The 19,126-nt window shown below is 73.7% G+C and carries 14 protein-coding genes and 2 tRNA genes; 6 read left to right on the top strand and 10 right to left on the bottom strand.

The window, feature by feature from the left end:
* Nucleotides 1–90: 90 nt before the first annotated feature.
* Nucleotides 91–513 carry a VOC family protein gene (locus ACIPAE_RS09910; protein ID WP_328466411.1) on the top strand — a complete coding sequence of 141 codons (423 nt, stop codon included), beginning with the start codon at nt 91–93 and terminating at the stop codon, nt 511–513.
* An 84-nt stretch (nt 514–597) separates the two neighbouring features.
* Nucleotides 598–1,629, top strand: coding sequence for an aldo/keto reductase (locus ACIPAE_RS09905; protein WP_402444134.1), 1,032 nt, complete (start codon nt 598–600; stop codon nt 1,627–1,629).
* A 334-nt stretch (nt 1,630–1,963) separates the two neighbouring features.
* Here the strand turns inward: ACIPAE_RS09905 and ACIPAE_RS09900 are convergent, their stop codons facing one another.
* The 3 genes from ACIPAE_RS09900 to ACIPAE_RS09890 all read right to left on the bottom strand — a co-directional run bounded on the left by ACIPAE_RS09900 (nt 1,964) and on the right by ACIPAE_RS09890 (nt 3,852).
* The gene (locus ACIPAE_RS09900; protein WP_402444132.1) at nt 1,964–2,947 is read right to left on the bottom strand and encodes a hypothetical protein; all 984 of its coding nucleotides are present in this window, start codon (nt 2,945–2,947) and stop codon (nt 1,964–1,966) included.
* A 480-nt stretch (nt 2,948–3,427) separates the two neighbouring features.
* A tRNA-Arg gene (locus ACIPAE_RS09895) sits at nt 3,428–3,500 on the bottom strand.
* Nucleotides 3,501–3,758: 258 nt separating this feature from the next.
* A tRNA-Ser gene (locus tag ACIPAE_RS09890) sits at nt 3,759–3,852 on the bottom strand.
* 192 nt (nt 3,853–4,044) lie between these two features.
* Between ACIPAE_RS09890 and ACIPAE_RS09885 the strand changes: the two genes are divergently transcribed.
* The 3 genes from ACIPAE_RS09885 (at nt 4,045) to metG (ending at nt 10,941) form a co-directional block, all read left to right on the top strand.
* The gene (locus tag ACIPAE_RS09885) at nt 4,045–4,698 is read left to right on the top strand and encodes an SSI family serine proteinase inhibitor (RefSeq protein WP_402444130.1); all 654 of its coding nucleotides are present in this window, start codon (nt 4,045–4,047) and stop codon (nt 4,696–4,698) included.
* 374 nt (nt 4,699–5,072) lie between these two features.
* A complete protein-coding gene (locus tag ACIPAE_RS09880; RefSeq protein ID WP_402444128.1) occupies nt 5,073–9,032 on the top strand; it encodes a PAS domain-containing protein in 3,960 nt (1,319 codons plus the stop codon).
* 334 nt (nt 9,033–9,366) lie between these two features.
* On the top strand, nt 9,367–10,941 hold the full coding sequence (gene metG / locus ACIPAE_RS09875) for a methionine--tRNA ligase (RefSeq protein WP_402444126.1): 1,575 nt from the start codon (nt 9,367–9,369) through the stop codon (nt 10,939–10,941).
* Between the two features lie 148 nt (nt 10,942–11,089).
* Here the strand turns inward: metG and ACIPAE_RS09870 are convergent, their stop codons facing one another.
* The 6 genes from ACIPAE_RS09870 to ACIPAE_RS09845 all read right to left on the bottom strand — a co-directional run bounded on the left by ACIPAE_RS09870 (nt 11,090) and on the right by ACIPAE_RS09845 (nt 17,138).
* A complete protein-coding gene (locus tag ACIPAE_RS09870) occupies nt 11,090–12,739 on the bottom strand; it encodes a long-chain fatty acid--CoA ligase (RefSeq protein ID WP_402444125.1) in 1,650 nt (549 codons plus the stop codon).
* A 105-nt stretch (nt 12,740–12,844) separates the two neighbouring features.
* Nucleotides 12,845–13,366, bottom strand: a complete 522-nt coding sequence (locus tag ACIPAE_RS09865; RefSeq protein ID WP_328466419.1) for a SigE family RNA polymerase sigma factor — start codon at nt 13,364–13,366, stop codon at nt 12,845–12,847.
* A 227-nt stretch (nt 13,367–13,593) separates the two neighbouring features.
* The gene (locus tag ACIPAE_RS09860) at nt 13,594–14,424 is read right to left on the bottom strand and encodes a glycoside hydrolase domain-containing protein (protein WP_402444123.1); all 831 of its coding nucleotides are present in this window, start codon (nt 14,422–14,424) and stop codon (nt 13,594–13,596) included.
* A gap of 762 nt (nt 14,425–15,186) precedes the next feature.
* Nucleotides 15,187–15,492: a hypothetical protein gene (locus tag ACIPAE_RS09855; RefSeq protein ID WP_329367181.1), complete on the bottom strand. Its 306-nt coding sequence runs from the start codon at nt 15,490–15,492 to the stop codon at nt 15,187–15,189.
* Between the two features lie 231 nt (nt 15,493–15,723).
* Nucleotides 15,724–16,428, bottom strand: coding sequence for a histidine phosphatase family protein (locus ACIPAE_RS09850; protein ID WP_402444491.1), 705 nt, complete (start codon nt 16,426–16,428; stop codon nt 15,724–15,726).
* Between the two features lie 119 nt (nt 16,429–16,547).
* A complete protein-coding gene (locus ACIPAE_RS09845) occupies nt 16,548–17,138 on the bottom strand; it encodes an SMI1/KNR4 family protein (RefSeq protein WP_329367180.1) in 591 nt (196 codons plus the stop codon).
* Between the two features lie 122 nt (nt 17,139–17,260).
* Here ACIPAE_RS09845 and ACIPAE_RS09840 point away from each other — a divergent pair, with 122 nt between their 5' ends.
* Nucleotides 17,261–18,655, top strand: a complete 1,395-nt coding sequence (locus ACIPAE_RS09840) for an SMI1/KNR4 family protein (protein WP_402444120.1) — start codon at nt 17,261–17,263, stop codon at nt 18,653–18,655.
* Here the strand turns inward: ACIPAE_RS09840 and ACIPAE_RS09835 are convergent.
* Nucleotides 18,645–18,995 (bottom strand): SCO0607 family lipoprotein, encoded by a 351-nt coding sequence (locus ACIPAE_RS09835; protein WP_402444118.1) that lies wholly within the window; start codon nt 18,993–18,995, stop codon nt 18,645–18,647. The genes ACIPAE_RS09840 and ACIPAE_RS09835 overlap by 11 nt on opposite strands.
* Nucleotides 18,996–19,126: the final 131 nt, after the last annotated feature.

Genomic DNA, 19,126 nt, shown 5'->3' with positions numbered 1-19,126 from the left:
CGGTCGCCCCGGCCGGCGCGCATCCGTGCGCTTGTCCGTGCGGCTTGTCCGTGCGCACATCCCGGCACCCACCCAGGCGAGGAGCAGCCCATGTCCGTCACCACCACCACGCATCTGAACTTCCGCGGCTCGGCCCGCGAAGCGCTGGACTTCTACCGGTCCGTCTTCGGCGGGCGCACCGCCGCCGTGACCTACAAGGACGCCGGCAACGTCCAGGACGAGAGCGAGGCGGACTGGGTGATGTGGGGCGAGGTGTCCGCCGACGACGGCTTCCACGTCATGGCCTACGACGTGCCTTCGGCGATGCCGTACGAGCCGGGCGCCAACCCGTTCTTCGTGTCCGTGCGCGGTGAGGACACCGACGAGGTCAGCGCCCTGTGGCAGCGCCTGGCCGACGGCTCGACCGTGCTGCGCCCGCTGGAGCCCGCGCCGTGGGCGCCGCTGTACGGCATGCTCACCGACCGCTTCGGCGTGACCTGGGTCCTGGACGTCACCGCGCCCTACACCGGCTGACCGCCACACCCGCCGCCCTCCACGTCGCCCCATCGGCACGTACATCGGCACGTACATCGGCACGTACAGAAAGTGGACACGGTCATGCGCATGCGCCCGCTCGGCCGCACCGGCATCGAGGTCAGCGCCTACTGCCTGGGCACCATGATGTTCGGCCCGAACGGAAATCCCGACCACGACGCGTGCGCCCGCATCGTGCACCGGGCTCTGGACGGCGGCATCAACTTCGTCGACACGGCGGACGTCTACGGGTACAGCGAGGCCGAGCGGATCGTCGGCCGCGCCCTCAAGGGCCGTCGCGAGGACGTGGTCCTGGCGACCAAGTTCAACGGCCCCATGGGCGAGGGACCCAACAACGGCGGCAGCTCGCGCCGTTGGATCACCAAGGCGGTCGAAGGCTCGCTGCGCCGCCTGGACACCGACTACATCGACCTGTACCAGATCCATCACCCCGACCCGGGCACCGACATCGAGGAGACGCTGTCCGCGCTCACCGACCTGGTCAGGGCCGGCAAGGTCCGCGCGTTCGGCTCCTCCAACCTGCCCGCGAGCGACATCGTTTCGGCCCACTGGGTCTCCGAGCGGCGCGGACTGCACCGGCTGCGCACCGAGCAGCCGACCTACTCCGTCCTCAACCGGGGCATCGAACGCGAAGTCCTCCCCGTCGCACGCCACTTCGGCATGGGCGTGCTCGTGTGGAGCCCGCTGGCCATGGGCCTGCTCACCGGCCGGTATCGCCAAGCCCACGCGCCGAGCGGCAGTGCCCGCATGCGCTGGGTGCCCGCGCACCTGACCGACCCCCGCAAGCTCGACGCCGTCGAGCGGCTGATCCCCCTCGCCGAGCACGCCGGCCTGTCCCTGACCCACCTGGCCCTGGCCTTCGCCACCGCCCACCCCGACGTCACCTCGGCCATCATCGGTCCCCGCACCCTCGACCAGCTCGACGACCTGCTGGCGGGCGCCTCGACCGTCGTGGACGACGAGGTGCTGGACCGGATCGACGAGATCGTGCCACCGGGCACCGACCTCGGCCCGGTCGACGTCGCCTACCAGCCGCCCTCACTCACCGTTCCCGACCGGCGGCGGCGCCCCACCACGGAACGCGCGGCGGCCTGAGGAGAGCGCGAGATGGATGTCCTGACCCGGCGCGAACGCTGCGCCGTCGAGGCCGAGTCCCACCTGACAGCCGCCTTCCTCGACCAGCACCTCACCACCACCCACATCACACCGCCCGTCTGAGCCCCACCCCGAGCACCAAGGGCTTCCTGGATCACTCCACGGCGCCGGCACCCGGGCGACCGCTTTCCCGGGCCGGCCCCCGGCTCCGACCGGGCCCGTTGCCGCACTTCGCTGCCGTACGGAACGAAAGAGCCCCGCTCCGGGTGACCCGGGCGGGGCTCTGACCTGCTGTGCACTCGGCAGGGTGCGAACCTGCAACCCTCGGATCAGCTCAACCGATGCAGAGGATCAGGATGCACAGGCCCTGCTGGGGGGCCGGCGTCGTCGGTGAGGTGGTGGTCGGCGGGGTGGAAGGGGTGGAGCCGGTCGGTGGGGACGTGGCGGTGGTGCCGCCTCCGGTCGTGCCCGTGCTTCCACCCGTGGTCGTCGTGCCCGTGGAACCGCTCGTGCCCGTCGAACCGCTCGTGCCTGTACCGGAGTCGCCGGTCGTCGGAGCTGTGGTGGTGGACGTCTGCGGGGTCCGGCTGTGCTGGACGGAGGTCTGCCCGGTCGGGGAGCCGTCCGAGATGCGCACCGCGCCGGCGTTGTCGGTCACCGTGTGGGTGGCCTGCGCGGTCGGGTGGGACGGGGTGCCGGCGGCGTTCCGCTGCTGCGAAGCGGTGGCGTGGTGCGCGGGGGTCCCCGCCTGCTGCGGGGACACCGAGGACGGCCCGCCGTCCTGCGAGGTCTGGGTCCGCAGGTTCACCGGCGCCACCGTGTCGGACGAGGCGGTGGTCGCGCCGCCCTTGCCGTGGGCGTGCATCGACGCCACGGTCACGCCGCCGCTGAACAGCGCGAAGGCGGTGGCAACGCCCGCACGGCGCCTGCTCTTCTTCCACCGTGCCATCTGGCGGCGCCGGGCCGCGCGACCCCGGTGCAGCGTCGGCGCGATCGACGCGGGCCCGAGCACGGACTCCGCCGCCGGCTCCTCCTCGGTCTCCGCTGCCGCGGCCGGGCTGAACCCGGTGGAGGTGTACGGGGCCGGGTCGGCGTAGCCGGTGGGCACGTATTCCGGCAGAGGGGCCGGCGCCGCGGAGTACCCCGCGGGCTGGAAACCGCTCGGCTCGGTGCGGCGGAGGTGACCGGTCGGGTACGCGCCGTCGCGCGGTCCACCGGCCATGGCGGCGGTCGACTCCGCCTCGGTCGCGTAGGCGCCGCAACCCGGGCACACCAGCACACCGTTGAGTATCCGTTGGCACGTGTAGCAGTAGTCCATCCGCGGTCTCCCTGTGCTGACTTCGCAGCCGAAGGCCGCCGGCATGTCCACGTTCTGCGCGCGAAGGGCAGGCGCATGACCGTAACAGCTGAAACGTCAGAGCTCGCAGAGGAGTTGTGAGGCTTTTGAAAACAAGCGTCGGCGACTCCGCCCGCCCGCAGCCACGACCCCGCGTGGCAACGGGTGGTCCGCTCGATCCGGCGCCACGGGATGGCGCCTTCCGTCCGCCGGGATCAGCGGTTGTCCGCCTGCTCGGCTTCGCCCGGTCGGGATGGCACCAGCGGGAGGAATCACGTCGGGGACTCGAACGCCCTTCCCGCGTGCATGCCCGGCAGCGTCACGAGGAGGACGTACTCCAGATGCCGCGTTGCCGGCCATGGAACCCCGCGCCCGCTTGGTGAGGCGGCTGCCGTCGAAGCGCGCCGTCGAGACAAACGTCAGAGGCCCCGTGGAGTGATCCACGGGGCCTCTGGCCTGCTGTGCACTCGGCAGGATTCGAACCTGCAACCTTCTGATCCGTAGTCAGATGCTCTATCCGTTGAGCTACGAGTGCGGGGGGCTTCGCGGCTTTTCGGGGCCGGTCGGCGTCGCGGGAACAACATTACATGAGGGGGCGCGGGAGGTGAAATCGATAAGGGAGAGGGGCGGTGAGCTGGGGAAACGCGGCGCCGTGGGGGGTGCGGGTGGTGGGGGGAAGGTGTGGAGGAGGTGCGCGGGAGAGGTGGGGCGCCCGGGGGACGGGAGCCCGGGGGGAGGTGCGGGAAAAGGAAGGAGCCCCGGCCGTGGTGGGACGGCGGGGCTCCGGGAGAGGTGGCGGAGGCGGAGGGATTTGAACCCTCGATGGACGGTAAAGCCCAAACCGCATTAGCAGTGCGGCGCCATAGACCGGACTAGGCGACGCCTCCTGGTACGTGCCCGGGTGAGCGGGCGCGTGGGGAAATGATGGCACAGCCGGGAGGGCTGCGACCAATCCGAGAGTACGGTACAAGGCCGCGACCGGGCAGAGCAAAGGGATTGGCCGGTCGGCGGGTCCCTGGACGCGCCCACGAAGGGGTGGTTGGCCGGGGGGAGGAGCGGGCCGGCGGTAGGAGAAGGGCATGCACTCTTCGCCGCTCGCCCCCCTCCGGCCCGCCCGACCGGCTCGGCCCGCCCGATGGGCCCGCCTCGCCCGCCCGGGCGCCACGGCGCTGACCGGCGCGGCCGTACTGACCGCGGCGCTGACGGGCGTCGCGTACGGCTCGGGGAACCCGCCGCACCGGCCGTCGCACCGGCCACCGGACCCGATCGCCTCGGTGTCCCCCCACTCGGTGCCGGCCATCTGGACCTCGGAACAGCCCGGCACGAGCCTGGACGTGGCGTACGACGACGGCGCGGGCCACACCCGCAGCTACCGGCTGAGCTGCTCCCCGACACCCGCTCCTGCTCCGGCACCCGCACCCGACCCCGCCCCGGCACCCGCTCCCGCACCCACTCCGGTGCCCGCACCCGGCCCCGACCCGACCACCGCCTGCGCTCACCTCGCCGAGATCGGCGGCCCGGTCCCCGCCGTACCCTCCGGCCAGATGTGCTCGATGATCTACGGCGGCCCGCAGTCCGCCCGGGTGACCGGCGTCTGGCAGGGACAGGCGGTGCGGGAGTCCTACCGCAGGACGAACGGCTGCGAGGTGGCCCGCTGGAACCGCATGGTCCCGGCGCTGCCCAACCCGGTGGCCGACGCCTCGCGCCAAGGCGCCGCCCCCGTACGAAGCTGAACGGCACATCACGCGGAACCCGAAGACCCGCGGAACCCGAAGAACCCGAAGAACGCGAGGAACCCCGCCGGCCAGGCACGGAACCCCCGCGTTCCCGCTTTCGTGACGTACACCACACCTTCACCACACAACCCCCAACCCCCCACCCCGTGACGGCACATGACCGTCCAACGCCACAGGAGCAACCCCGACCCGTACACTCGGTCTAGTGACATGGCCCGGTGGGCGGCGGCAAGATGGGCCGCCCGTGACGTCAGCCGACAGCGCCGTACGACTCAGGTGAGTTCGTCCGGACGCCGCGCCCGACACTGCGCGCCACACCGGGTACTGCGCCACGTGTAACAGCACATGCGGTAACAGGGAGGACGCGTCTCGTGAGCAGCAGGCCATCCAGAGGCGCTGCTCGCCTCGCCTCGATACTGGACGCCCTCCCGGACGCGCTGCTGCTGGTCAACGCCAACGGCACGGTGGTCAACGCGAACGCGATAGCGCTGGAGACCTTCGAGGCGCCGGGCACGGCACTGGTCGGGCGCGGACTGCTGGACCTGCTGCCGTCGTTCGACCCGAAGCGCATCCCCGGGTCGATGCGCAGCCCGCAGGAGGCGGCGGCCGACGACACCCGGACGAAGCCGACCCGGATGCAGGCGCGCCGCACCGACGGCTCGGAGTTCCCGGCCCAGGTGACGAGCGCGAACCTGGACGACAGCCGCACCGCGTACGCGGACTTCGGCGACGGCATGCCGCACTACACCGGCGACGAACTGCTGATGCTGGTGGTGCGCGACCTGTCCGGCACCGTGGACACCGAGGCCGAACTCGCCCGCCAGCAGCGGCAGACCGAGATGATCCTGCGGGCCGCGGCCGAGGGCGTGGTCGGCGTGGACACCGAGGGCAAGATCGTGCTGGTCAACCCGTCGGCCGCGCAGATCCTCGGCCACCGGGCGACCGACCTCGGCGGCAAGGAACTGCACCCGCTGGTGCACCACTCCCGCCCGGACGGCTCGCCGCTGGCGTACGAGGAGACCCCGCTCGCCGACACGCTGCGCTCGGGCCGCAAGCACCGGGTACGCGGCCAGGTGCTGTGGCGCAAGGACGGCAGGGCGGTGCCGGTGGACCTGACCACGGCGCCGGTCCGCGACGGCGACCAACTGGTCGGCGCGGTCATGACGTTCACCGACCGGACCCAGTACGACGCGCTGGCCGCCCGCACCGGGCAGCTCCGCGCGCTGCTGGACACCTCGCTGCGTGGACCGCTGGCCGAACTGCGCGCCGAGCTGACCGGGCTCGCCGCCGACCCGGCCGGGCAGCTGTGGCCGGAGGCCAACCAGATCCTGCACCACCTCTCCGCCGGATACGCCCGGATCACCACCCTGATCGACAACGTGCTGGACTTCCAGCGGCTGGACCGCGGCGACGACAAGCTGCACCGCTCGGTGATCGGCCTGGACGAGGTGGTGGCCGCGGCCGTCGAGGGCGCGGTCGAGCTGATCGGGCCCGGCCGGGCCCAGTTCGCCGTGCACGCGGCGCCGATCGAGGCGTCGGTGGACCCTGGGCGGATGGCCCAGGCGCTCGCCCACCTCGTCGCCGACGTGGCGGGGGTGGACTCGGCGGGCAACGCGATCGCGTACGCCGGGGACTCCACCATCGTGGTCGCGGTGGCCCAGCGCGGCGACGTCGTACGCATCGACGTGCGCGGACCGAGCGCCGGCGGCGACCCGGTGCACCTGCCGCTGGCGCGCGGCGTCATCGAACGGCACGGCGGGGTGCTGCAGACCCACGAAGTGCCGGGCCAGGGCAGCGCGTACGTCCTCGAAGTGCCGCTCGGCCTCGACCCGGACACGGTGCGCGCCGCCCGGGCGGCAGCCGCGGAAGGCGGTTCCGGAGCCGCCGGCGGCAGGGGTACGGGCGCGTCCTCGCGCGGGGGCGCGCACTCCGGCGGGAACGGCGACGCGCCGCGCGCGGGCGCGGGTACGACCGCGGGAGCGGCGACGGGAGCGGGGCCCGACGGTCCGGTGCCCGGCGGGCGTGCTGCCCGCCGTTCGCACGCGGCACCCGGCGGCGGGACGGACGCGGAGCGGGGGGATCGGTCCGAGCCGGGCCCGCAGCCGCCCCACCCCGGCGACGACACCGGTACGGTCCTGGCGCCGTGGTCGATCCCGCCGGCCGCCGACCAGACCGAGGCCCCGACCGGGCGCCGGCGTGCGCTGCGACGGCCCGTCGGCCGTCCGGAACACCCGCAGGGGCAGGAGCAACCGCAGGCCGGGCAGCAGGACCAGCCGCAGGCCGCGGCCGAGCCGCAGCCGGAGGCCGGCGCGCGGTCACCGCAGGCGCAGTCGCAGCCGCAGCCGCCGTCACCGTCGCCGCAGATTCCGCAGATCGGGCCAGGCGGTCCGGGCGGACCGGGCGGACCCGAGGGCGCCGACCCGGCGGAGGGCGTACGGCCGACCGGGCGCAGGGCCCGCAGGGGACGTCCGGCCGTGGAGGAGCAGTCCCCCGAGGGCGGCGGCGAGCTGCGGCAGCTTCCGGCGCCGCGCATCCCGAACGCGCTGCCCCCGGCCGACGGCGGAGCGGGCCGCGACGGCGCCCCGAACCCGGGCAACCAGCTGAACCCGGCGAACCCGCAGGGCGGCCAGGACCCGGCCCCCGGCACCGGCCGCCGCGGTCGCCGCGCCCTCGAAGCCGCGCCGCAGCAGCCGCCCGTACCCGGGATGCCCTACCGGGAGGACCCCCCGGACAACGGTCACCCGCGCCCGCCCGCCCAGAGCTGGCCGCAGCCGGGTCCCGACGCGCCCGGCACCGACCCCGCCGCGCGGGCCGAGCCGCGCCCCGCGCCCGCCCCCGAACCGGCGGCGCCCCCGCAGCAGCCGGCCCCCCGGACCTGGCCCGACCCCGAACGGCCCGCGCCCGCACCGCCGTCCGCGCCGAACGACCACCCCGGCCACCCCGCGGCCGGCCCCGGACCCACCTCCTGGCCGCAGGCCGGTGGCCAGGGCGCCGCGCACCAGGACCCGCAAGGTGCCCACGACGGCACGCCCGGCAGCCGGGGCGGCCCGCAGCAGGACCCGTCGCAGCAGGCCCACAGCCGGGCCATAAGCGTCCGCACCCTCGGCCAGGGCGTGCCGTTCGGCACCGACCCGCGCGAGCAGACGCCCACCCAGGCCGTACAGGCGCAGCACCCGCAGGGGCTTCCCGCGCAGGTCGCGGCGGGCGGTTCCGGGCGCCGGCGCAGGCTCGCCGCACCCCAGCCGCAGAACCCGCAAGGACCGCAGGAGCTCCAACCGCCTCCCGGCCCGCAGCCGTTGGTGCCGAACCAGCAGCCCGGCCCGGGCGGCGAGCACCAGGCCCGCCAGCACCCGCAGGCCGACCCCGACAGCGGCCAGCTCCCGGTGCGCAAGCCGGACCCGCGCGGCCGCGGCCAGGCCGGCGGCGAGCGCGACACCGCGCTGCTGCGGCCCGTGCCGCCACTGGAGGAGCAGCAACCGCAGCCGCCGGGCCGGTCGTACGCGATCGGGGCGCCCGCGGCAGGCGCGGCCGAGGGACCGGAGTTGCTGGACGGGCCGAACGGCGCGGTGGACGTCACCGACGTGCCCGCCGGCGAGGCCGCCGACGACCGCCACGAGGAACCGCTGGACGAGCCGCGCCGCCTGCTGGTGTGGCCCGAGCCCGACGTCTCGACCCGGCAGGCGCTCACCGACCGGGGCTACCGTCCGGTGATCGTACGATCCCGCGAAGAGGTCGACGCGCAGGTCGCCGAGCCGCCCGCCGCGCTGTTCGTGGACCCGCTGACCGGGCCGATCACCCGGACCGCGCTCCAGGCGCTGCGCCAGGCCGCGGCCGCCGCCGAGGTCCCGGTGCTGGTGACGGCCGGCCTCGGCCAGGCGACCCGCGAGGCCGCGTACGGCGCCGACCCGGCGGTGCTGCTGAAGGCGCTCGCGCCGCGCGACAGCGAGCAGCACCCGCCGCGGGTGCTGCTGGTGGAGGGCCACGACCCGATCGCGATGGCGTTCTCGGCCACGCTGGAGCGGCGCGGGATGCAGGTCACCCACGCCGACTCCGAGGCCGACGCGATGACCAAGGCCGCCCAGATCCACCCGAACCTGGTGGTGATGGACCTCATGCTGATCCGGCGGCGCCGCCAGGGCATCGTGGACTGGCTGCGCGGCAACTCCCGGCTCAACAGCACGCCGCTGGTCGTCTACACCTCCGCGGACATCGACCCGGCCGAGCTGCCGCGGCTGGCGTCCGGCGAGACCGTGCTGTTCCTCGCGGAGCGGTCGACCAGCACGGATGTGCAGTCCAGGATCGTGGACCTGCTGGGGAAGATCGGCACGTAGCGGGGCGAGCGCGGACGGCGGGCCGCCGGACGGAAGGCACCAGGCCGTCGGGCGTCAGGCGTCGGGCGTCAGGCGTCAGGCGTCAGGCGTCAGGCGTCAGCGGCACCGGACCCTGCGTACGGGGCGAGCGCGGGTGCGGAATACCCGGGGGCGGTAATTCGTTCGGACCGCTCCAGGCGCTTTGCTAGGGTCGGCCCATGACCGCACACGCCTTCGCGATGATGCCCCGCAGGGGCCGCTGACGCGAACGTGTGACGCATCCGAGGCCCCGAGTCGGGGCCTCGTTCGCGTGTCGCGGGTCGGAGCCCCGCCGCCCTGATCGCAGGAGGTTCCGATGTCGCGCTTCTACGTCACGACCACGATCCCTTACGTCAATTCCCGTCCGCACCTCGGCTTCGCGCTGGAGCTGGTGCAGGCCGACGTGCTGGCCCGGCGGGCCCGCCAGGCCGGCCGGGACGTCCGCTTCCTGACCGGCACCGACGACAACTCGCTGAAGAACGTGCTCGCCGCCGAGGCCGAGGGCGTCCCCGTGCAGGAGCTGGTGGACCGCAACGCGACCGCCTTCGCCGACCTGCGCGAGCCCCTCGCGCTCTCCTTCGACGACTTCATCCGCACCAGCAGCGACCCCCGGCACCGGGTCGGCGTCGAGCGGCTGTGGGAGCGGGTCGCCGCGACCGGCGACCTGTACCGCAAGCACTACGAAGGGCTGTACTGCGTCGGCTGCGAGCAGTTCTACACACCGGACGAGCTCACCGCGGACGGCCTGTGCCCCGAGCACCTGACCAGGCCGCACCTCGTCGCCGAGGAGAACTGGTTCTTCCGGCTCTCCCGCTACGGCGACCGGCTGCGCGCGCTGATCACCGACGGCACCCTGCGGATCGAGCCCGCCGCGCGCCGCAACGAGGTGCTGGCCCTGATCGACTCCGGGCTGCACGACTTCTCCGTCTCCCGCTCGCAGCGCCGCGCCCGCGGCTGGGGCATCCCGGTGCCCGGCGACCCCGACCAGGTCGTCTACGTCTGGTGGGACGCCCTCGGCAACTACGTCACGAGCCTCGGATACGGCAGCGGGGCAACGGACTTCGAACGGTGGTGGGGCGCGGAGGCGGCCGGGGGTACGGCCGCGGGGGCGGAAACAGGTACGGGCTCGGGCGACGGGCGGCGGGTGCACCTCGTGGGGAAGGGCGTGCTGCGCTTCCACGCCGTGTACTGGCCCGCGATGCTGCTGTCGGCCGGGCTGCCGCTGCCGACGGACGTCCTGGTGCACGATTATCTGACCGTCGACGGCCGCAAGATCAGCAAGTCGGCGGGGACCGCGGTGGACCCGGCGGAACTGGCGGCGGAGGTCGGCACTGACGCGGTGCGCTGGTGGCTGCTGCTCGACGTGCCCCGGATCGGGGACGCGGACTACACCCGGGAACGTCTGGTGGCCCGCGCGGACGCCGACCTCGCGGGCGGTCTGGGCAACGTGGTGAACCGGATCGTCACCATGGTGCACTCCTACCGTGGCGGCCGGGTGCCGGAGTCGGACGAACAGCCCCCCGGCGCGGAGGAGTTGGCCGCCGCGTGCGAGGCGGCGCCCGGGCGGATCGACGCGGCGCTGGAGGCGTTCGACTTCCGTCGGGCCGGCGCGGCGGTGAGGTCGATCGTGGAGGAGGCGAACCGCGCGGTGGAGGCCACCCGTCCCTGGGAGTCGGCGAAGGCCGAGCGCGGCGGTGACCCGGCGGCGGGCGCACGGCTCGACGCGGTCCTGGCCGCGCTGCACCGCGGGTGCGTGGCCCTGGCGGTGGCGGTCGAGCCGTTCCTGCCGGGGGCGGCGGCCCGGATCGCCGCGCAGGTCACCCCGGTTGACGGGGTGCTGCCCCCGGCCCGCCCGCTGTTCCCGCGGATCGGGGCGGAGGCGAAAGGGTGAGCGCGGGTGCGTGACGACGGCGCGGGACCGTAATCGCGGCGCGGTACCGCAACCGCGGCGCGGCACCGTCATTGGTCGGCGCGGCACCGCAACCGCGGCGCGGGTCCGTACCGTTCGGCCGGTGCGGTCCCGCTCGTCGCGGCCGGCGCTAGAGGCGGGTGACGTCCAACTCGCCGTCCGCGTAGGACTTCCGGATCACCTTCTTGTCGAACTTGCCGACGCTCGTCTTCGGCACGGTCGGCACGATCGCCCAGCGCTCGGGCACCTGCCAGTGGGCGATCCGTTCGGCGAGGAAGTCGCGCAGCTCGGTGTAGTCGACGGTGGCGCCCTCGCGCAGCACGACGGTGGCGAGCGGGCGCTCGCCCCAGCGTTCGTCGGGGACGGCGACCACGGCCGCCTCGGCGATGTCGGGGTGCGCCATGAGGTGGTTCTCCAGGTCGACCGAGGAGATCCACTCGCCGCCGGACTTGATGACGTCCTTCGCGCGGTCGGTGAGGGTGAGGAAGCCGTCGTCGGAGATCACCCCGACGTCGCCGGTGCGCAGCCAGCCGTCCGGGCTGAACTTGTCCTCCGGCCGCAGCGGTTCCTCGCCGGCGCCGCCGTAGTACGCGGCGGCGATCCACGGGCCGCGCACCTCCAGCTCGCCCGCGGACTGCCCGTCCCACGGCATCTGCGAGCCGTCCGGGCCGATCAGCCGCGCCTCGACGGAGGCGGGGAAGCGGCCCTGCGTGATGCGGTACTCCCACTCCTCCTCCGGGGTGAGGCCGCCCGGCGGGTGGGCGATGGTGCCCAGCGGGGACGTCTCGGTCATGCCCCACGCCTGGACCAGCCGCACCCCCAGCTGCTCGTCGAACGCCTTCATCAGCGCGGGCGGGCAGGCCGAGCCGCCGATGGTGACCTGCTTGAGCGAACCGACGTCGCGCGGTTTGGCGGTCAGCTCGCCGAGCAGGCCCTGCCAGATGGTCGGGACGGCGGCGGCGTGGGTGGGCCGCTCGCTCTCGATCATCTCGGCGAGCGGGCCGGGCTGGAGGAAGCGGTCCGGCATCAGCAGGTTGATCCCCGACATGAAGGCGGCGTGCGGCAGGCCCCAGGCGTTGACGTGGAACATCGGCACGACCGGCAGCGAGGTGTCGCGGTTGGTCAGGCCCATCGACTCGGCGGAGATGACCTGGAGGGAGTGCAGGTAGACCGAGCGGTGGGAGAAGACCACGCCCTTGGGGTCGCCGGTGGTCCCGGAGGTGTAGCACATGGCCGCGGCCTCGCGTTCGTCCAGCTCCGGCCAGTCGTACCTGGCCGGGCGGCCGGCGAGCAGCTCCTCGTAGTCGTGCACGGCCGGGCGGACGCCGTCCAGCGGCGACCGGTCGCCGGGGCCGACGACGACCAGGTGCTCGACGCTCTCCAGGGCCGGCAGCAGCGGGGCGAGCAGCGGCAGCAGGGTGCCGTTGACGAGGATCACCCGGTCGGCGGCGTGGTTGACGATCCAGCTCAGCTGGCCGGCGGGCAGCCGCAGGTTGAGGGTGTGCAGCACCGCACCCATGGAGGGGATCGCGAGGTACGCCTCCATGTGCTCGGCGTTGTTCCACATGAGGGTCGCGACCCGGTCGCCGCGGCCGACGCCGAGTTCGTCGCGCAGGGCGCCCGCGAGCTGGACGGCACGGACGCCGGTCTCCCGGAACGTGCGGCGCTGCGGCTGGTCCCCGCCGGTCCAGGTGGTGATCGTGGACCGGCCGTGCACCAGCGTGCCGTGCACGAGGATGCGGGTGACGGTCAGCGGAACGTCCTGCATAGTGCTGAGCACGCGGGCCTCCGGGCGACTACGAGGGGTGTGCCCGCGATTCTGCGTCCATACCGCTAGGTATGTCACTACCCCGCGGGGATTCCGCCGGTCCGTCGCCGGGTGCGGTCAGGCGACGGACAGCTCCAGCTCTGCGTCGTCCCGGAGCTTGCCGAGGGCGCGGGAGACCGCGCTCTTGACGGTGCCGACCGAGACGCCGAGCGCCTCCGCGGTCTGCACCTCGCTCATGTCCTCGTAGTAGCGCAGCACCACCATGGCGCGCTGCCGCGGCGGGAGCCGCGCTATCGCCCGCAGCAGCGCGTCGCGCTGGGCCTGCTGCTCGATGAGGTCGGGCCCGATGGTGGCCGGCTCCGGCAGTTCGTCGGTGCTGAACTCGTCCACCCGGCGCTTGCGCCACTGCGACGTGCGGGTGTTGACGAGGGTACGGCGGACGTAGCCGTCGACCGCGCGGTGGTCGTCGATCCGGTCCCAGGCGAGGTAGGTCTTGGTCAGGGCCGTCTGCAGCAGGTCTTCCGCGTCGGAGGGGTTGGGGGTCAAGGAGCGCGCGGTGCGCAGCAGCGTCGGGCCCTTGCTCCGGACGTAGGCCGTGAACTGCGTCGTATTGGCGCTGGTGCACACTGGCGTGGTCATGGTTCAAAGGTAGGAGCCGGGGCACGGTCGGCGGATCGGCCGCAGGTGCCGACACGGAATCACCCTCAGGTCGTAGGCCGGGGGCTGTCCCCACCCCCCGGGGGTGGAGCCGGCGGTGGCCGTCCCGCAGGGGATCGGCTCGCGGGAGTAGGGGTCGGGCCGGGACGCGGGGCTGGTACGTCGGGCGTGTACGCCCGGCCGGCACGCGGGTGGCGGTCCGCTACGGCTCAGCCGACGACGGCGACCGGGGCGTCCACCAGGTCGCGGTCGATGCTCAGCTTCTTCCCGCCGTGCGACTCGGAGACGGCGCCGTGGTACTGGTGGATACGCGCGTGCGGGGTCCACGCGTCGGACCCGAGCGACGGCTCGTCGGTCAGCGTCGGGGTCACCCCCCAGCGGGCGTACCAGAGCACCTGCGGCAGGTCGGACACGCCCGCCAGCCGTGACTTCGCCATGTGCTTGATGCCGGAGTCGGCGCTGCTGTAGAACCCGGAGACGTATCCGGCCGCCGCCACGCCCTTGTCCCATGCCTGGATGTACTTCAACGTGGCCGTCGCGCACGAAGCGTCCCCGATGTCGTACGCCTCCATGTCGAGGTAGAGCGCGCTGCCCGGGTCCAGCCCGAGGGCGTCCGCCTGCTGCACCGCGTCGGCGGCCTCGCTCGTGCCCTGGGACGTGGGCTGCTTGGTGTCGATCCGGTAAGGGTTCTTGTTGGAGCCCGTCACGCACGGGCTCTGCGAGCCGACGTAGATCGGCAGCAGGCTCCATCCGGCCTTGGTGGTCTGCCGGACCCAGTCCGGGGTCAGATGGGTCTGCGACTTGCAGGCCCTGGCCCGGCCGCCGAAGTAGATCCCCGCCGCCCGGTAGTCGGAGTGGGCGATCCACGCGTCCATGGTGGCGAGGTCGGGGGCCTGGCAGGTGTCGAACGCCTGCCCGCTGAAGTTGTGCTGAGCGTCGGACGGAATGGCGGCGTCCGCGGGCACCGCCGGGAGCAGCAGCCCGGTCAGCGCGAGGGCACCCGCAAGGAAATAACGGATAAAAGCACTGGTTTCGGTCATTCGTTGAGTCAACGATGATCACGCCGCCGCACCGCGCAGACACGCCGGGAGGCCACGAAAGCCGCCCGCCCGTCCGCCCCTGCCGCCCCTGTACGGGGGTAGAGCGGGCGGCGATGCGGGGCCGTGCGGAGTGAGACGGGTCGGCGCGGACCAGCGAGCCCGGGCCCGGCAGTGACCCGACGGTGGCCCGGAGAACCAGCCCCGGCCGATATTTGTCCACAGGCTGTGGACAAGTTGTCGCCCCTCGCACCCCCACGCGAGCACCGCCCCTCCACTCCCTCCGCCTTATCCGCCCTCTCCACTCGACCGCGAGCGCCGCACCGCCCTCGGCCACGCCGCCACGAGCCCTCCCCGCGGCCCCTCCCGGGCCGGCATCCCCCGCAGCGCACCAGCAGGCCACCACGTGGGCGATCCCCCTCTCATCGCCCACCGCCCGACCCGGCACAGCGCCACCTCACCGCCGACCCCGATTCCGCGCCCGCCGTACGTCACCTCACCGCCCCACCCCATCACCTCGCGTCACCTCACATCAGCTCACCCCACTCGCCAACCTCCTCCTCACCCCTCCGCGTCGTGCCCGTCCCGCGCACCGTGACCGCCCACCGCTCCCCACGTCCGCCGCGCCCATGGCCCCACCCCGCCCTCGTCGCCGCCCTCCCCGAGGGTCCGGGACGCGCGACGGCACTCTCGCGCCGCCGCGCGTCCCGTGTGACCAGGCCCCTCCTCAGCGGACGGGTGCGGCAGGCGCACCCGGTCCGCAGCTCACCACAGCGGCGAGAAGTGGATGCCCACCGTGTTCTGGTCGACGGACGTGAAGGCCGAACCCGCCACGTTGGCCGTGTTGTTCACGTTCGAGGCGCCGGCTCCTGTGGCGGCCTGCTGAGTCGTCGTCACGTTCCCGAAGTTGCCGCCGCCCACGTTGCCACCGGAGTTGCTCACCACCGTCGCGTTCGAGTGGCCACCCGCAATTGAACCGTTGTCGGCCGCGGCGGTGCCGGCGAACAGCACTCCCGCAAGGGGCAGTGCCGCGACGGCGGCCAGGACACGAACGGTACGGATGCTTGCCATGGTGTTCCCTCCCAGGGGACAGACTCTCTGAGGTTCGGGGAGCGGCCGGCCGACCGCTCCGCCGGCTTGTTCGGCGTCGCCATCAGCAAACTTGCCCACCCGATCGCCCGTAATGCCCCACCATGATCCGTTTCCCTCGCACGCGTGACGATCTGTCGATAAACCCGTCTTCCGCCCTTTTCCGCAGCACTTGACGCACTCGGTACGGGCTCGCACCACCCCGCGCCGGGATCAGCCGTCGAGGTGCGGCGTCCCGCCGATCACCACCGGCCGCATCCCCACGCCGTCGCGCACCCACCAGCTCAGCGACGCGTTCGGCACCTGCGCCGGCATCGTCGCGGCCCGCGCCCCACCGATCCCCGCGAGCACGCGGCCGACCGCCGGCACCACCGCGTCGTGCGCCACGAGCAGCACCCGCCGTCCGGCCGCCGCGGGCCCCAACTCCGTCAGGAAGTCCCTGACCCGCAACGCCACATCCGCCAACGACTCGCCGCCCGGCGGCCGGTAGAACCACTCGCCCACCCGCTCGCGCCGATCCGCCTCCGCGGGGGCGTACGCGCGTACCGCCGGCGGCGTCATCAGTTCCAGCACGCCCATCTCCCGGTCCCGCAGCCGCTCGTCCACGAGCGCGGGCCCGTACGACGCCCCCGCCGCGCCCGCGACCGACGCCATCACCTCCCACGTCCGCACCGCCCGCGCGTACGGCGAGCAGATCACCGACTGCGGCCGCTCCCGCGCTCCCAGCCCGGCCAGCCACCGCCCGAGCGCCTCCGCCTGCCGCACCCCGGTCGCCGACAACGGCACCTGCGCGTCGGTGGGCTCCGCCACCCGCAGGTCCGCGTCCCCGGTCTCCACGGCCCGCGCGAACAGCTCGTTCGCCGCGCTCTCCCCGTGCCGCACCACCGTCAGCCGCGCCAACTCGCAGCCGTACGGCATCGATCCGTCCACCACCGGGGCTCCTCCTCCACCGCGGCACCGCGCGTGGCCGCGTGCACCCCCCAACCTAGGCCCTGTCCGGGGGCGATCCACCGCCCGGCAGCGGCCCGCCCGCCCCCTCAACCCTCGTCGAACCAGGGCCGGTCCGCGGCCCAGTGCCGTACCCACCCCGCGAAACCCGCGTCACCGCCGGTGTGTCCGAACTCCGCGCCGAAGGGCACCGCGCCCTCACCGGTGATCAGCCACACGTGTCCCCGCTGCGGCCCCGAGACCACCAGGTGCCAGTACATGCCGCACCCGTCCGTCCCCAGCACGACGGAACCGTCGTCGAACACCCGCTCAAGGACGGGGTCGATCTCCGCCACGGGCCGCGGATCGTCCTCCCACACCCACGCGTCCGTCAGCGGAAACGGCCGCCCCAACTCCCTTTCCCGCCGCCCGTTCTGCCCGTTCCGACCGTTCTGCCCGCTCCGCCCGTCGTCGCCGCCCGCACCGCCGAGGCTCACCAGCCCGAACTCCGGTGGCCCGAGCGACGAACCGTCCGCCACCTCGGCGACGAACGTCCGGTACGGCTCCGGCAGCACCACCCCGCACTCCGCCTCGAACGCCCGCACCCCCTCCCACCCGAGCGCCGACGCTCCCCCGTCGTCGACTTCGAACGCCGCCCGAAGCGCGTCCAATTCCTCCCGCGATGCGTTCTCCACGTCCATGACCCCATGCGTAGCACGCACCTACGACAACGCGGCCCGCCCGCGCCGACCCGCCACGCCCGTTGTCGTACCCCTGTGGTGAGGTGGCATCAGACGACAACGGGTGAGGAACGGTGGGGGCGATGGGCGAGCGTACGCAGTGGCGGCCGTTCCTGGAGCAGTGGAGCGCGGAGTGGGTCGCGGCGCACGACCCGGAGCAGCACCTGCCGCTCGCGGAGGAGGTCGTCCGGGACACCTGGCTCGGCTTCGCGCCGGCGGGCGAGGCCGAGGTGGCGGCCGCCGAGGCCCGGCTGGGACGCCGGCTGCCGCCCTCGCTGCGGGAGTTCCTGCTCGTCACCAACGGGTGGCGTGACGCCGGCGACTTCATCTACCGGCTGGCGGGCACCGAGGAGCTGGCGTGGCTGCGGGACACCGACGACCGCACCTGGATCGAGGTGTACGAGGACCTCGCGGCCGACAGCGCCGAGGACAACGAGGACGACGAAGAGGACGAGGACGAGGAGGAAGACGAGGAGGAGCCGTTCGAGGTCGCGGAGGCGAAGGTCCTCGCGCGTTCGCTGCGGCTGTCCCTCGACGGCGACGCCGCCGTCATGCTGCTCGACCCGGACGACGTGGACGAGGACGGCGAGTGGGCGGCGTACTGGCTCGCGTCCTGGTCCGGCATGGGTCCTGAGCGGTACGACTCGTTCCACGACCTCATGCGCCGGCAGTGGGTGTCCTTCCACGCCCTGCGCAAGCCGCCCGGCGCCACGCGCGACCACTGGGACGCGCAGGTCGAACAGGCCCGTCGTCAGGCGCTGGCCGGCGCGGTGGACGAGCCGCTCGCCCTGTTCGCCAAGGCGCACGAGTACGGCAGCGAGCGCGCCGATGTGCTGAGCGCGCAGATGACGGCGCTGCTCGGCGACTGGCGCGGCGTCATCGCGAACCTGCTGTGGCACGTCCCCGGCGGCGACGACCTCCTGCTCGGCCCGCTGTTCGCCACGGAGTTGCTGCCGTTGCTGGTCCGGCACGACCAGCTCGCCCACCCGCACGACCTGCGGCCCCTGCCACGCCTCAAGGAGCAGGCGTCGGAACCGGTGCGCGCGCTCATCCGCGACCACGAAGCCCGAGCCGCCGAGCCGGGCTTCCGACTCACCTTCGGCGGGGCCGAGTTCGACGCCGCGGTGCACGCCGTCGCCGACCGCCTCGCCGCACACCCCGCCTTCCGCACCCCCGACGAGCAGCCGGTGGACAGGGGCCCGATCGTCGTCACCCTCTACGCGACGCGCGGCGGCCCGACCCCCGAACCGGGCCCGCTGTCCAGCCCCGCCCAGGTCCGAGCGGCCCGCGAGGCCCTGTGCGAGGAGGCGTGGCCCGAACTCCGGGCGGCACTGGCCCTGTGGCGCCCGCTGAGCGAGGACCACATCGCCCCGATATCCCTGCTCGCCGACCCCGTCCTGGCCCAGCTGATCACCCCGGACCGCGGCCGTGCGATCCTTGCCACCCCCCGCGGCGCGGACCCCGGCGTCACTTCTTGATCAGCTTGCCGTTCGCGTCGAGTCCGTGGTCCTGCCAGTACAGGTCCCACTTGTCGCCGACGCGCTTCGGCACCTGCCCCTTCGGGTAGCGGACGGTGCCCGCCGGCGGCTCCTTGCCCTTGGTGACGCACTGGCCGCCGCCCTCCGGCCCGACCGCCTGGACCGGATACTCGTTCGACGTGCACTCGCGATCCCGCAGGTCCACGCCGCACGCCGTACTCACCGCCACGACCGCGGCGCCCACCAGCACCGCCCCGACCATCGACGCCCGTATCCCGCGCCGCCCCGCTGCCCTGACCGCGCCGCTCCGGCTCCGGCTGTCCTTCGTCGTCATCATCATCCGCTCCCTATGGTCGATGGGAACAGCCTGCCCGGCCGGAGATCATCCCTCATCGGCTCAGCTACTCAACCCCCGATGAGTACCCGCACCCGCCGGCCCGCCCGCCCCCTACCCAGGGTGGACGGGCCCGG

This window comes from Streptomyces sp. NPDC087270 (assembly GCF_044744625.1).
Taxonomy (GTDB): domain Bacteria; phylum Actinomycetota; class Actinomycetes; order Streptomycetales; family Streptomycetaceae; genus Actinacidiphila.
Note: the sequence above shows the minus strand (reverse complement) of the source record. Positions and strands in the feature narration are given on the sequence as shown.

What these genes read in the sequence shown, in the direction of transcription:
- ACIPAE_RS09910 (WP_328466411.1), top strand. Translation starts at nt 91, where the DNA reads ATGTCCGTCACCACCACCACGCATCTGAACTTCCGCGGCTCGGCCCGC.
- ACIPAE_RS09905 (WP_402444134.1), top strand. Translation starts at nt 598, where the DNA reads ATGCGCATGCGCCCGCTCGGCCGCACCGGCATCGAGGTCAGCGCCTAC.
- ACIPAE_RS09900 (WP_402444132.1), bottom strand. Translation starts at nt 2,947, where the DNA reads ATGGACTACTGCTACACGTGCCAACGGATACTCAACGGTGTGCTGGTG.
- ACIPAE_RS09885 (WP_402444130.1), top strand. Translation starts at nt 4,045, where the DNA reads ATGCACTCTTCGCCGCTCGCCCCCCTCCGGCCCGCCCGACCGGCTCGG.
- metG (WP_402444126.1), top strand. Translation starts at nt 9,367, where the DNA reads ATGTCGCGCTTCTACGTCACGACCACGATCCCTTACGTCAATTCCCGT.
- ACIPAE_RS09865 (WP_328466419.1), bottom strand. Translation starts at nt 13,366, where the DNA reads ATGACCACGCCAGTGTGCACCAGCGCCAATACGACGCAGTTCACGGCC.
- ACIPAE_RS09860 (WP_402444123.1), bottom strand. Translation starts at nt 14,424, where the DNA reads ATGACCGAAACCAGTGCTTTTATCCGTTATTTCCTTGCGGGTGCCCTC.
- ACIPAE_RS09855 (WP_329367181.1), bottom strand. Translation starts at nt 15,492, where the DNA reads ATGGCAAGCATCCGTACCGTTCGTGTCCTGGCCGCCGTCGCGGCACTG.
- ACIPAE_RS09850 (WP_402444491.1), bottom strand. Translation starts at nt 16,428, where the DNA reads ATGCCGTACGGCTGCGAGTTGGCGCGGCTGACGGTGGTGCGGCACGGG.
- ACIPAE_RS09845 (WP_329367180.1), bottom strand. Translation starts at nt 17,138, where the DNA reads ATGGACGTGGAGAACGCATCGCGGGAGGAATTGGACGCGCTTCGGGCG.
- ACIPAE_RS09840 (WP_402444120.1), top strand. Translation starts at nt 17,261, where the DNA reads ATGGGCGAGCGTACGCAGTGGCGGCCGTTCCTGGAGCAGTGGAGCGCG.
- ACIPAE_RS09835 (WP_402444118.1), bottom strand. Translation starts at nt 18,995, where the DNA reads ATGATGATGACGACGAAGGACAGCCGGAGCCGGAGCGGCGCGGTCAGG.